Annotated in this window: 11 protein-coding genes; 5 read left to right on the top strand and 6 right to left on the bottom strand. The window is 40.2% G+C overall.

Going from position 1 to position 12,540, the window contains the following annotated elements; genetic code table 11:
- Positions 1-25 precede the first annotated feature (25 nt).
- From HUW48_RS07780 to rsgA, 4 genes are all read left to right on the top strand, one after another.
- Positions 26-439, top strand: coding sequence for a hypothetical protein (locus HUW48_RS07780; RefSeq protein WP_182415139.1), 414 nt, complete (start codon positions 26-28; stop codon positions 437-439).
- Between the two features lie 21 nt (positions 440-460).
- Positions 461-1,234: an enoyl-CoA hydratase-related protein gene (locus tag HUW48_RS07775; protein ID WP_182415138.1), complete on the top strand. Its 774-nt coding sequence runs from the start codon at positions 461-463 to the stop codon at positions 1,232-1,234.
- A gap of 257 nt (positions 1,235-1,491) precedes the next feature.
- Complete coding sequence (locus HUW48_RS07770) at positions 1,492-2,754, top strand: 3-deoxy-D-manno-octulosonic acid transferase (protein WP_182415137.1); 1,263 nt, start codon at positions 1,492-1,494, stop codon at positions 2,752-2,754.
- Positions 2,742-3,665 carry a ribosome small subunit-dependent GTPase A gene (gene rsgA, locus HUW48_RS07765; protein ID WP_182415136.1) on the top strand — a complete coding sequence of 308 codons (924 nt, stop codon included), beginning with the start codon at positions 2,742-2,744 and terminating at the stop codon, positions 3,663-3,665. Before HUW48_RS07770 ends, rsgA begins: the two co-directional genes overlap by 13 nt.
- A 14-nt stretch (positions 3,666-3,679) precedes the next feature.
- Here the strand turns inward: rsgA and HUW48_RS07760 are convergent, their stop codons facing one another.
- The gene (locus HUW48_RS07760; RefSeq protein ID WP_182415135.1) at positions 3,680-4,282 is read right to left on the bottom strand and encodes a fasciclin domain-containing protein; all 603 of its coding nucleotides are present in this window, start codon (positions 4,280-4,282) and stop codon (positions 3,680-3,682) included.
- 148 nt (positions 4,283-4,430) lie between these two features.
- Between HUW48_RS07760 and HUW48_RS07755 the strand changes: the two genes are divergently transcribed.
- A complete protein-coding gene (locus HUW48_RS07755) occupies positions 4,431-4,892 on the top strand; it encodes a peptidylprolyl isomerase (RefSeq protein WP_182415134.1) in 462 nt (153 codons plus the stop codon).
- Positions 4,893-4,947: 55 nt separating this feature from the next.
- On the opposite strand, the gene HUW48_RS07750 is transcribed toward HUW48_RS07755, so the two are convergent.
- The 5 genes from HUW48_RS07750 to HUW48_RS07730 all read right to left on the bottom strand — a co-directional run bounded on the left by HUW48_RS07750 (position 4,948) and on the right by HUW48_RS07730 (position 12,289).
- Entirely contained in the window at positions 4,948-5,709 is a 762-nt protein-coding gene (locus HUW48_RS07750) for a ZIP family metal transporter (RefSeq protein WP_182415133.1), read from the bottom strand.
- Between the two features lie 164 nt (positions 5,710-5,873).
- Entirely contained in the window at positions 5,874-7,400 is a 1,527-nt protein-coding gene (locus tag HUW48_RS07745; RefSeq protein ID WP_182415132.1) for a sigma 54-interacting transcriptional regulator, read from the bottom strand.
- Positions 7,401-7,625: 225 nt separating this feature from the next.
- A complete protein-coding gene (locus tag HUW48_RS07740) occupies positions 7,626-8,723 on the bottom strand; it encodes a vWA domain-containing protein (RefSeq protein WP_182415131.1) in 1,098 nt (365 codons plus the stop codon).
- Between the two features lie 158 nt (positions 8,724-8,881).
- Positions 8,882-9,859 (bottom strand): acyl-ACP desaturase, encoded by a 978-nt coding sequence (locus tag HUW48_RS07735; RefSeq protein ID WP_182415130.1) that lies wholly within the window; start codon positions 9,857-9,859, stop codon positions 8,882-8,884.
- Positions 9,860-10,222: 363 nt separating this feature from the next.
- Positions 10,223-12,289, bottom strand: coding sequence for a beta-L-arabinofuranosidase domain-containing protein (locus HUW48_RS07730; RefSeq protein WP_182415129.1), 2,067 nt, complete (start codon positions 12,287-12,289; stop codon positions 10,223-10,225).
- Positions 12,290-12,540: the final 251 nt, after the last annotated feature.

Here is a 12,540-nt window from a genome sequence, read left to right as displayed (position 1 = left end):
TACTTAATCATAAAAGATAAGGGAATTGAAATTACTTTGGAGTTTTACAGTTTTTCACTTTATTCTTTTTACTTTATTTGGTCTAGCCATTGCTATATTTGATAAACTGGATAATGAATTATTTTCGTTTCTGCTATTCAGCACGCTAGTACTAGGAATATCAGGAACAGTTCTTCAGTTTTTGCTTTTTCCAATTTACAAAGCTGTAGTACCAGTTACTAAATCCACGTTTTTTATTTGGGTTCTTTTTATTGAGATACTATTCATGAACATTGTCTACTATCTAATAGAAGGAAGATTAATGTCCTACATTATTGTAAGTGAACTGGGAAATAAAGTAAATGCGTTTTCTTTTAAGGGGGCTATTGCTATGCATGTTTCCATACTTATTTCTGCGTTTTTAGTATCTTCTTTTCAAAAACCTAAAACTTTATTGTAAAAGCTACCTACTATTTAACTTATGGAATTTATTAAAGTAACCAATCCGGTACAACCACATATTGCTTTAATTGAGTTTAACCGGCCAAAAGAGTTAAATGCCTTAAGTGTGCCTTTAATGAGTGAGTTGCGCAATGCCTTACAAGACTTAGATGCCGATAATGAAGTGCGGGTAATTGTGTTAACCGGCAACGAAAAAGCTTTTGCTGCGGGAGCCGATATAAAACAAATGGCCGATAAATCGGCTATTGACATGTACCAGATTGACCAGTTTGCCACCTGGGATCAGATTAAAAAAACGAAAAAACCTATTATAGCAGCGGTTTCGGGTTTTGCCTTAGGAGGTGGTTGCGAAGTTGCTATGCTCTGCGATATGATTATTGCTTCGGAAACTGCCGTTTTTGGTCAGCCGGAAATAAAAATTGGCGTGATTCCGGGCGCCGGTGGTACTCAGCGTTTAACCAAAGCCATTGGCAAAGCAAAAGCAATGGAAATGGTTTTAACCGGCAAGTTTTTATCCGCGGAAGAAGCTGAAAAGCACGGACTAATTAACCGGGTAGTACCCGTTGAACTTTACTTATCGGAAGCTATAAAACTCGCCGCGCAAATTGCTGCTCTTTCTCCTATAGCGGTTAAGTTAGCCAAAGAAGCCGTTTTGCGTTCCTTCGAGACGCACCTCGAAGAAGGATTAATAATGGAACGCAAAAACTTTTACCTGGCCTTTGCTTCCGAAGACCAAAAAGAAGGAATGGCCGCCTTTATAGAAAAACGAAGTCCCAATTTCAAAGGAAAGTAGTTGGAAGGTTGATTAGTTGGAAAGTTAAAAAGTTAGAAAGTTGTAAGGTTGAGGGTTTCTGTCATTTTTATAAGTACAATAGTTTTAATTGGTTGTAAAATGATTCAATCCAAAAACCTATATAATTTAAGTTCAAAGGATACCACATCTATTTAACTTAACAACATAACAACTTTCTAAATTTCAACCTTAAAACCTGACAACTTTCTAATTTTCCAGCTTGCAACCTGTAACTTGCAACCTGTAACCAGACATGCATGACTAAATTCTTTTACAACCTGGGAATTCAATTTTACGGCTTGTTGCTTCAAACCACTGCCCCTTTTCACACGAAGGCTGGCAAATGGATTACGGGCCGGCAAAATTTCTTTCCTGCTATGAAGGATAAACTCGCCGGAAATAAGCAGCCGGTTATTTGGTTTCATTGCGCATCGTTGGGCGAATTTGAACAGGGACGGCCGGTTATAGAAAGAATAAAACAAGAATACCCTGAATACAAGGTTGCTCTTACTTTTTTTTCGCCTTCGGGCTATGAAGTGCGGAAAAATTATGCTGGTGCCGACTACATTTTTTACTTACCGCTCGATACTGCGGCTAACGCTCGTAAGTTCGTGGAGTTGCTGCAACCTCGCCTGGCGGTTTTTGTGAAATACGAGTTTTGGTACCATTACTTACTCGAACTCCATCAACGGCAAATTCCGGTAATATCTATTTCGGCAATATTTAGGGAAAATCAACTTTTCTTTAAATCGTATGGCGGCTTTTACCGCAACATTTTAAAGTTATTTACTCATATATTTACTCAAAACGAAAATTCAGCTCAATTACTTAAGCAAGGCGGGATAAACCACGTAACTATAGCCGGTGATACGCGCTTCGACCGGGTACTGCAGACTGCTGCCCAAGCGCAGCAAATACCCATTGTGGCCAATTTTACAAACCTCGAACCTGTGTTTATTATCGGGAGTAGTTGGCCCGCCGATATGCACGTGTTACTACCGTTTATTCAGGAAAATTTATCTGCCATGCGGTTTATTATCGCACCGCACGAAATTCATTCTGATGAAATAGAAAAACTATTACAGAATTTTGCCGGAAAAGCTATCCGGTATTCCTTAGCGCAACCAGATACCGTTTCAAGTTACCGCGTATTAATTATTGATAATGTGGGTTTATTGGCATCCTTGTACCGTTATGGCACTTACGCGTATATTGGAGGCGCTTTTGGCAAAGGCTTGCATAATACCTTGGAAGCGGCTGTGTTTGGCTTACCGCTTTTCTTTGGGCCGGCATTTACTAAATTTCAGGAAGCAATAGATTTAGTAACTTTGCAGTGCGCTTTTCCCGTTCAAAACACTTCGGAACTAAGGGACAAATTTGAGAAAATAAACGGCGATCCTGAAAAAAGAAAGCACATAAAAGAAACAGCTATACATTACCTGGCGCAACATGCCGGAGCTACTACTAAAATTTTAGCAGCTTGCCAGCAGTGGCTAACAAATTCAGCATGGAAGGATTAGTAATGAAATCAACCGGTTCGTGGTATATTGTCCGGACCGAAGATGGGGAAATGTACCGCTGCCGCTTACGGGGCAAAATTAAGTTAAAAGACTTAAAAGTAAGTAATCCCATAGCGGTAGGCGATTTAGTAGAATTTGAGCTGGAAGAAGCCGGCGAGTCTACGGGCGCTATTCACCACATTGCCGAACGCGAAAATTATATTATCCGGAAATCAACACATAAAACGGCTCATTCCCACATAATTGCTGCTAATATAGATCGGGCTTTACTGGTAGTCACGCTGGTTTCGCCCCGCACTTCGTTCGGTTTCATTGATCGTTTTTTGGTTACCGCCGAAGCATACGACATTCCTGTTACTCTGATTTATAACAAATCCGACTTATACGATCCGGAAACTGCCCAATATCAAAACCAAATTTTAAAAATGTATGACCAGATTGGCTATTCTGGTATTATTTGTTCAACGGTCTCGGGGCAAGGAATTTCAGAGATTAAAGAATTACTGGCTGGTCATAAAACCCTTTTTTCCGGACATTCCGGTGTTGGTAAATCCACTTTAATCAATCAATTATCGCCCGAACTGGAATTAAAAACCAGCGTAATATCCGACTATTCGGATAAGGGAAAACACACTACTACTTACGCTGAAATGTTTGAGCTTGCACCCGATACCTATATTATTGATACTCCGGGCATTAAAGAACTAGGTTTAGTAGATATCCCGAAAGAAGAATTAAGTTATTTTTTCCCGGAAATGCGCGAGCGGCTTAATCAATGTAAATATTACAATTGTTTGCACATAAATGAGCCAGGTTGCGCGGTTTTAAAAGATTTAAAAGCCGGTAAAATTTCGCTTACCCGTTACGAGAGTTACCGCAGCATAATGGACGAAACCGATAACCGCCGGTAATTATTTACCAGTGTTTAATGCTGATTTTCTTCGACTAGAACCCGGTCTATAATATGGACCACTCCGTTATTTGAAACGCCATCTTTAACTATAATACTAGCGTCATCTACGTGAATAATGCCTTTCTTATTTTGTACGTGTAAATTATGACCGTTACCTGCTTTTAATACCACTTCATTTGTTAAATCGGAGGCTACAATTTTTCCTGGTACTATGTGAAGCTTAATAAAATCAAGGCGTTGTTCATTTTCGGAAGTACTGAATAATTCTTGTTGCAAGCCAGGAGGTAATTTTTTGAAAGCCGCATCCGTAGGGATAAATAAAGTAAAAGGTCCTTTGCCAGCAATTATTTCTCTTAAATAGGTTCCTTGTAATACCTTGTTAAATTTTCGAATGTTAGTTGGTTCACTGATATTTTCGAGAAGTACGTGGTTCGGTACAATCCAGGCACCTCCTACCCGTACTCCCTTGGTTTGCTTGGCCGCACTATCGGCAATAATAATATCGGATGTTTCGCTGCTAACACCGCTTATTTCACGCGATTCTTCTACCTGTCCTTTTAGTTGGCAGCTACCGGCTAAAACTACTATCAGGCAGAAAATAAAAACAAGTTTCATCCTAAGGTATGTTATTCATTCATAGCTAATACTTTAAAATAAAATTTTAAGATTTACTTTTTTCTGATTAAGAGCAGAATAAGCCGACTTTATTTTTGTGCTCGGGAATAATGACTAATTTTGCCGATTCAAATTAAATGTATCTTCTATGAAAACGGCAGAAATAAAAACGGCAAAAGGAGTAATGAAAGTGGAGTTTTATGAAAAAGATGCTCCTAAAACCGTTCAGAATTTTATTGATTTAGCTCAGAAAGGCTTTTACGATGGTCTTACCTTCCACCGGGTTATTCCTGATTTTGTGATACAGGGAGGTTGTCCTAATTCGCGCGAAGGTGCGAAAGGAGTACCCGGAACCGGCGGACCTGGTTATAAAATAGATTGCGAATTAACCGGTGATAACCAATACCACGACCGGGGAGTGTTATCTATGGCCCATGCCGGGCGAAATACCGGTGGTTCTCAATTCTTTATTTGCCACAGCCGCAATAACACCGCGCACCTGGACCGTAACCATACTTGTTTCGGCAAAGTGGTAGAAGGTTTAGATGTAATCGACAAAATTAAAGCGGGTGACCGGATCGAGAAAATTGACGTGCAAGAAACAGCGTAAGCTTCTAAAAAATAAAAAACGCCGCCTTTTGCAGTAGCAAAGGCGGCGTTTTTTATTATCCTTCCGTTAAGCGGTTTAATATAAAAGCAGTTAAAAACCCTAATACCGTAATTAATCCGGTAAAATCGTGGGCATGTTCAAATGCTTCTGGAATCATGGTATCGGAGAGCATGGCTAATATTGCCCCAGCAGCTAAGGCCGTAATAGCCGAAATTACTTCTTCCTGAAACTGCCCGAAAATAGTATAGCCCGCCAGGGAAGCTAAGCCGGAAGCCAGGGAAATAAAGGCCCACACTCCAAAAATATATTGCTTAGAACGGCCGGCCTTTTTCATACCCGCCGAACTCGACAAGCCTTCGGGTAAATTTGATAAAAAAATGGCAACAACTGCTACCATGCTCACCGTGCCGCCTTTTATCATGCTAATGCCAATAACTATCGATTCCGGGATGCCATCAATTAAGGCGCCAATAGCTAAAGCCGTACCGCTACCAGCACTATCTTTTTCAGTTAATTGCTGCTTACCCGACCTTTTCCGGTGTTTGGCTCCCTGACGCGCTAAAATCCAGTTGGCTAATGTATAAATGGCCGCTCCTGATAAAAATCCAACAGCCGTAGCAGTAAATCCGCCTTGTTCGTACGCTTCATTCATTAAATCAAAGGAGAGCGCCGATATTAAAACCCCACTACCAAAAGCCATTATTCCGGCTACTATTCTTTGCCGGATAGGAGCAAAATACCCAATGGCTGCTCCTAACAAAAGAGCCGAACCTGCTAATAATCCCCACAAACCTGCTTTAAGCCAAGGAGCTATCATATATTCTGATTTTGTAAAACTTAACTTTTAAGTTTTAGCACTTACGCCTGGCAGTTCTTTATGTTTAAAATAATGCAACTGGTAATTTCTGAATTTAGCGGAAAAGAAAAAGCCGCTTTTCTGGAAAGCGGCTTTTTAAGATTGTAATTAAGTGATACTAGAAATTACTTATAACTATCTTCGTCGTCATCGTCGGCTCCAAAACTAGGCATGCTAAACATACTGCTCAGCAAATCTTTAAATTGGGTACCGGCTGTTAGTTTATTCCGGCTGATTAAACTGTGTTCGGCTAAGCCGTGTAAGCAAAACTCCATCAAAAATAATTTCTCGGCTTCGTCTTTTTCCGGATGAACTTTTTGAATTAAGTCTGTTAAGCCGGGCACACTGTTCAGGGCTTTTTTGTATTCGGCAGTGGTCATGTTGCTTAATATATCCAGCGTATGACTTTCGCCAAACCAATCGGTAACGGGTTTATACGGATTTTTATCTTTTTGCTTTTTCTGTTTATCCGGATCCGGGAAATAATTTAAAAACTGGTTCCGGATGGCTTTGCCCATCAGGTTTTGCGCCACAATGGCGGCTCCTTCCTGCTCCCCTTCGTACACCAATTCTACCTTACCTGTAATAGCTGGAACCGCAGCTAAAAAATCCGATACCCTCACGTAAGTCTTGTTTTCGCCGTTTAATAAAACCCGCCGCTCGGCAGCGCTTATCATGTTCTCGTAAGCGGAAATAGTTAAGCGAGCCGAAACACCACTTTTTGCGTCTACGTATTCGCTGTCGCGGGCTTCAATGGCTACTTGCTCAATTAAATCATTTACTAATTGGTTGGTTTTTACCAGTTGCTTTTGTTCCGGTTTAATTTTTGCCTCCTGCAAGGTAATCTGCTTTCCAATTTCCAGAGTTTTAGGATAGTGCGTGATAATTTGCGAATCAATCCGGTCTTTTAACGGTGTTACAATAGAACCCCGGTTGGTATAATCTTCGGGGTTAGCCGTAAATACGAACTGAATGTCTAAAGGTAAACGCACCTTAAAGCCCCGGATTTGAATATCACCTTCCTGTAAAATGTTAAATAACGATACCTGGATACGGGCTTGTAAATCGGGCAATTCGTTAATTACAAAAATACCCCGGTGCGAACGCGGAATTAAACCAAAGTGAATAACCCGTTCATCGGAATAAGGTAATTTTAAAGTAGCGGCTTTAATAGGATCGGCATCACCAATTAAGTCAGCTACCGAAACATCAGGAGTGGCTAGCTTTTCGGTATAACGGTCCGAACGATGCAACCAGCTTATTGGCGTATCGGCTCCATGGGTTTCAATTAAATCTTTCGCGTACACCGATAATGGCTGCAAGGGATCATCGTTTAACTCCGATCCTTTCACAACTGGTATGTACTCATCCAGCAACTCGACTAATAAACGGGCAATACGGGTTTTAGCCTGGCCGCGCAAACCTAATAGGTTAATGTGGTGCATGGACAGAATAGCCTGCTGTAATTCCGGTATTACCGTTTCTTCGTAACCGTAAATTCCGGGAAAAACGTTTTCGTTGCGGCGTAATTTCTGAATCAGGTTGTCGCGTAGTTCTTGCTTCACTGACCGGGGTTCGTAGCCAGCAGCTTTAAGCTGACCTAGCGTTGTAATTTTATGCAGGTCATGCGGGTCTATGTTTTTATAATTCATTTTAAATAGTTACAGTTTACAAGTTGCAGGTTGCAAGTTATTTTTAATGTTTACTTAATTTATTGTTGGCTTATTGAATGGATAAAATATTGAATCTTTGGTTTTTAAGTGGCTGTATTGTTGGCTTTTTATGAAAGCCTCATAACAAGAATTTTAAACCTGGTTAAAATTTTCTCCTATTATGGAACAACTATGACTTCAACACCTCAACCACCCAACAAGAAATTATAAATTCTTCCGGCGATTTTGTTTATAATCTTCAAAGATCAAGTGGCCTAACCCTTGCAAGCTGCTGAAATAAGCTTTGCCCTGGTTAACGGCGGTAAATTCTTCTACAAATTGCTTTAAGTATGGATCGGAGGCAATCATAAAAGTAGTAACCGGAATTTTAAGTCGCCGGCATTGGGCTGCCAGGTTCAGGGTTTTGTTCACCACTTTCCGGTCTAAGCCAAACGAATTTTTATAATACTTGGTGCCTTCTTTTAAGCAAGTTGGCTTACCATCGGTTATCATAAAAATTTGCTTGTTCGGCGTTTTTCTTTTCCTGAGAATATCCATCGCTAATTCCAGACCCGCTACGGTATTAGTATGGTACGGTCCCACATTCAGGTAAGGCAAATCTTTCACGTTAATTTGCCAGGCATCGTTCCCGAATACAATTATATCTAGCGTATCTTTTGGATATTTCTGGGTTACCAATTCAGCTAAAGCCATGGCTACTTTTTTGGCCGGGGTAATCCGGTCTTCGCCGTACAAAATCATGGAATGCGAAATATCAATCATCAGCACCGTAGAACTCTGCGTTTTGTGCTCATTTTCGGTTACCTCCAGGTCCTTCTCCGTTAGGTAAAAATCGCCTAAACCGTGGTTTACCTGGGCATTCCGGATTGAGTCGGTCATAGCAATTTGTTCTACCGCATCGCCAAACCGGAATTCTCTTCTATCCGTGGATGATTCGTCGCCGATACCGGTATGTGGCGTATTGTGGTTACCTTTACTCGATTTTTTCAGTTTGCCGAAGATTTCTTCTAAAGCGCTTTTCCGGATATTTTGCTCGCTTTTAGGAGTAATTTTTATTTCGCCGCTCCCCGCATCTTCGCTGATGTAGCCTTTTTCTTTTAAATCCTGAATAAAGTCGCCAATTCCGTATTCATCGGAAGTCATTTTGTACTGCTTATCCAGAGAACTTAACCAGGAAAGTGCTTCGCTAACATCACCTGAAGTAATGGTTATTAATTGTAAAAAGATTTTTAGAAGAGATTCAAAGCCAGGATTTTGGGTTTGAGGCGGAACATAATCTGTAAAACGAAATCCAACTGCCATAAAATAAATGCTTAAGTATACTAATATAACAACAAACCTGTGTTTGTTGTTCGTAAATCAGGTCCAGGAAACAAAAAATAACTTTTTAGAAAAGAAAACGCTCCGTTAGTATATAAACGGAGCGTTTTGAAAACTATTGGCTAATGTAACGGACTAAATTAACGAATCCAGCGAAATTTATACTCCAATTGCGGCACTTTCATGCGGTCGGCTACTCGCTTTAAACGATCGGGTAAAGCCATTACGTAATCCCGGGCTTTTTCTCCGGCTTCGTTTAAATTGGTTAAACTCGCAACTTTCCATTCGTCCAGTAATTCTTCCAGAATATCTGTATAGTCGCTTGCTGTATATACCCCAATACGCTGGGCGGCATCAGTAAAATGACCAAAAGTTTTACCAATATCTACTCCTAATTCGCGCATGTAGTGAGCCGGCATTACTATTTTTTTCCGCATCATATCTTCAAAAGCCAGCATCATGTTATTAGGGTCCACTTCAAAAATGCGGCTAACAAACGATTTATACACTTTGGCATGGCGGGCCTCGTCGGAGGCTATATTTCCGCAGATTTTTGCCAGGAGCAAATCGCCGTCTTTCTTGGCTAACTGCGCTACCCGGCGGTGCGAAATATTAGTGGCTGTTTCCTGGTAACTAGTATAGACAAACGCCCGATATGGATCATGACCGGTTTGAATATCGAAACCATCCGCAATTAAGTACTGGGTAGATGCCTCCATTTCGCGCATATTTACGCGGCCACATAAATACAAGTACCGGTTTAATAAATCGCCGTGGCGGTTTTCTTCGGCTGTCCAGGCACGGTTCCATTTAGTCCAGGGGCTATCATCGGCAGCGTTAATATCGCTAATGGCAAAAAGCCAGCTTTCGTAAGTGGGCAAGGCTTCTTCGGTGATGGTATCGCCAATTAAAACGGCCAGTAAATCGTAGCTTAATTCTTTGGCCCGTTCCTGTAAATTTTTTACCTCCTCAAAGAAAGATTCCATACTGGCATCCGGCAAAAAGTCAGCGGGTTGCCACGATTCTTCTACTGTTTTTAAAAATTTAGTAATACTCTCCGAAACGAACGACTCCAAGTATTTTAAGACTTCTACTTTGGAAGCTAAAGTTGCAATCATTTTATTTTTAAATTAAAATGTAAAGTTACCTATTATTTTTAATTAGTTTTTTATTCCCTTAAGTAAACAGTAAGGTATTGTATACTACCTATACTACATAAACCGAAAAGAAAGTTGGAATGCCTATATTGTACGTAACTCGTATAAAATGTTTTACTAGTGTCAGTATTTACACGGAAAGATTTTGTTTTTAGAAGAAAGTCCAATTTTATTGTAAGTAATTTATAATTAACAAATTCCAAATGCTGGCAATTCTCCGGATTATTATTATTTAAGTATATTTACTACTTACTACCAGGTTTTTCAGTTACTTTTTTATTTACAATTTTAAATAAAATCTAAAATACAATGGCGCTAACCAGGCTACTTTCTGACTACCGGAAACTGGGAAATGCGCAAGGTAGTACACCCGTACGGAATGAGGGTTATTTCCTCTTCTTCTTTTCCGGTTTCTAAATTAGAAGTAATGCTGTATGGTAAAGGGCCGGCCATGTCGTTGTATAATTGCCACGACGGAATACGTTTGGCTTTTACTTTTATTTCGACGGGAGCATTAGTTATGCTCCAGGGGAAAATTGAAGTTCCTGCTTTTTTTACTACTTGCATGTTTTCCTCTAATTTATTATCCGGTACTTGCAGCAAACCATAATTCCAGGGAGTAGTAGGGCGAACTTCCATGTATTCCTGACCAAAAGCAATTGGATCTTTCTCATTAGTAATGGTTTTCCAGTCTTCGCCAATTTTCAAGGCATAGGTAATTGGTCCTCGTTCTACGGCCATGGAATTTTCGTACCAGGTAGTTTTAAAAAGGTGCATGGGTAATTGTAATTGCACCACATCCCCCGATTTCCAGGTCCGGTTGATTACCGCTATTTGATTACCAGTTACTTCCTGCCAGAGTTTACCATTAATGGTAATGGTAGCTTTTTTACACCATTCCGGAATGCGCAAATGGAAGGAGAAAGCGATAGTTTTTGTTTTTTTATCGGTAGTTAAAGTAAAAGTGATGGCTTCTTCAAAAGGGTAATTCGTATTTTCAGTAAATTTTACTTCTGAACCATTCCCAACTTTAGCTTTTACTTCACTCGGAGAGAAAACCAGCGCAGCTAATCCATTGTCGGGAGTAGCGTACCATAAATTTTGCGTAAACTTAGGCCAACCCTGGTGCATATTAGAGGTGCAGCACGGATATCCGGTAAGCAATCCATAACAAACATCTGTACCCCCATGATTTTGGTCGAAATTACGGATGTGGCGGGTGAGCATTACCTGATTGGCCTGCTGAAAATACTGGCGACCCAGGTAATCGTCGGTTGTTTGGGTAGGCAAGGCATTAAAGGCAATTTTCTCTAAATGATCGGCAAAACTTACCTGACCGGTAATACCCATTATACTCTCCAGAGAAAACATCATTTCTACCGCGCTGCATAATTCGGAACCCTGCGTTGGATTGTTGCCGTGTAAGGCTTCGTCGCCGCCGTATAATCCTTGTGCCTGGCCGTTAAATTTTCGAATATCAGCAAAGCCTTTGTTAGTGGCATCTAAATATTTTTGTTCGGGGTGCTGTTGATAATAGATAAGCGGTTCTTTAATGCCTTGGGCTAGGTTCACGCAATGAATACTACCTTGCGTTGCCAGCATTTCGCCCTTTAAAAAGGCTCCTGTATAATCAAAAGTTTGCTGATGAATAAGATTGGCTAAATCAAGTAAAAAAGAATCGCCGATAATATTATATAACCAGTAAACTACCATTAAATTATCGCCCCCACGGTAACGGGCCCAAAATGTCCAATGGTCAAGCGGATTCTTTGGTAGTTCCTTTAACTGGTATTTAAAATAATTGGTCATTAAAGTAATTACCCGTTTGTCGCCGGTAGCGGAATAGTATTGCTTTAAAATTTTCAGCATTACCATTTTGGGCCACCAGTCCCGACTATTATTCCGTTGCAAACCCGGTTCCGGGCCATAATCCTGTTTAGGTCCAAAATACCCGTCGGCATCTTGGCTTTTGAGCGTCCATTCAATCCAGGGTTTGGTTTTAGCAATTAATTCTTTATCATCCAAAATATAAGCCAAGGGCAGCAAACCATCAATCCAATACGGGCCCCGCTCCCACTGGTCACCATCCCCGCCTAGCCAGCCATTGCGCTGGTTCATTACCAAGGGATATAATTTATCTAATTGTCCGGAAGCACCGTTTTTTTGCCGAATTAGCATTTCTTTTAACCAACCTTGCGGCTTAATAGCCCCTATGGGTAATTCTAAGTAAGGATTCGGCCGCAAAGGAGCTTTATTTTGTAGATAGAAACTTTTTGTTATTAGGCTGGAAGGCTTGCCGGCTGTTTTTGCTTCTTGCAGGTTCTGAGCGGTAGCAGTACAGTAATTACTTGCATACCAAAAGATTATTGCTAATAGAAAGAACTTGTTCATTCTTACTTAACGTGTGATTAGTAAAAACAGAAACAGAAAATAATTTAAATAAATATTATTACCAGAAATTACCTATAGCTTCAAAAGCTATGTATTCAAAAGCTATATTAGGAATTTTATTTTTGATTATATACCATGCTTTAAAGAAATGAATTTGTAAAACAGTTTTGAATGAAGCTACTTTGGATTAAAAAAGGTGGTTGCAACTTTAAAATTTCAAATCTTAATTGCTTTTATGGCAAGTAAATTTA

Origin of the sequence: Adhaeribacter radiodurans, assembly GCF_014075995.1 — a bacterium.
Classification (GTDB): Bacteria; Bacteroidota; Bacteroidia; order Cytophagales; family Hymenobacteraceae; genus Adhaeribacter; species Adhaeribacter radiodurans.
Note: the sequence above shows the minus strand (reverse complement) of the source record. Positions and strands in the feature narration are given on the sequence as shown.

Coding starts and splice junctions, on each gene's coding strand:
- HUW48_RS07730 (WP_182415129.1), bottom strand. CDS start 12,289: ATGAACAAGTTCTTTCTATTAGCAATAATCTTTTGGTATGCAAGTAAT.
- HUW48_RS07770 (WP_182415137.1), top strand. CDS start 1,492: ATGACTAAATTCTTTTACAACCTGGGAATTCAATTTTACGGCTTGTTG.
- HUW48_RS07735 (WP_182415130.1), bottom strand. CDS start 9,859: ATGATTGCAACTTTAGCTTCCAAAGTAGAAGTCTTAAAATACTTGGAG.
- HUW48_RS07740 (WP_182415131.1), bottom strand. CDS start 8,723: ATGGCAGTTGGATTTCGTTTTACAGATTATGTTCCGCCTCAAACCCAA.
- HUW48_RS07775 (WP_182415138.1), top strand. CDS start 461: ATGGAATTTATTAAAGTAACCAATCCGGTACAACCACATATTGCTTTA.
- rsgA (WP_182415136.1), top strand. CDS start 2,742: ATGGAAGGATTAGTAATGAAATCAACCGGTTCGTGGTATATTGTCCGG.
- HUW48_RS07755 (WP_182415134.1), top strand. CDS start 4,431: ATGAAAACGGCAGAAATAAAAACGGCAAAAGGAGTAATGAAAGTGGAG.
- HUW48_RS07760 (WP_182415135.1), bottom strand. CDS start 4,282: ATGAAACTTGTTTTTATTTTCTGCCTGATAGTAGTTTTAGCCGGTAGC.
- HUW48_RS07750 (WP_182415133.1), bottom strand. CDS start 5,709: ATGATAGCTCCTTGGCTTAAAGCAGGTTTGTGGGGATTATTAGCAGGT.
- HUW48_RS07745 (WP_182415132.1), bottom strand. CDS start 7,400: ATGAATTATAAAAACATAGACCCGCATGACCTGCATAAAATTACAACG.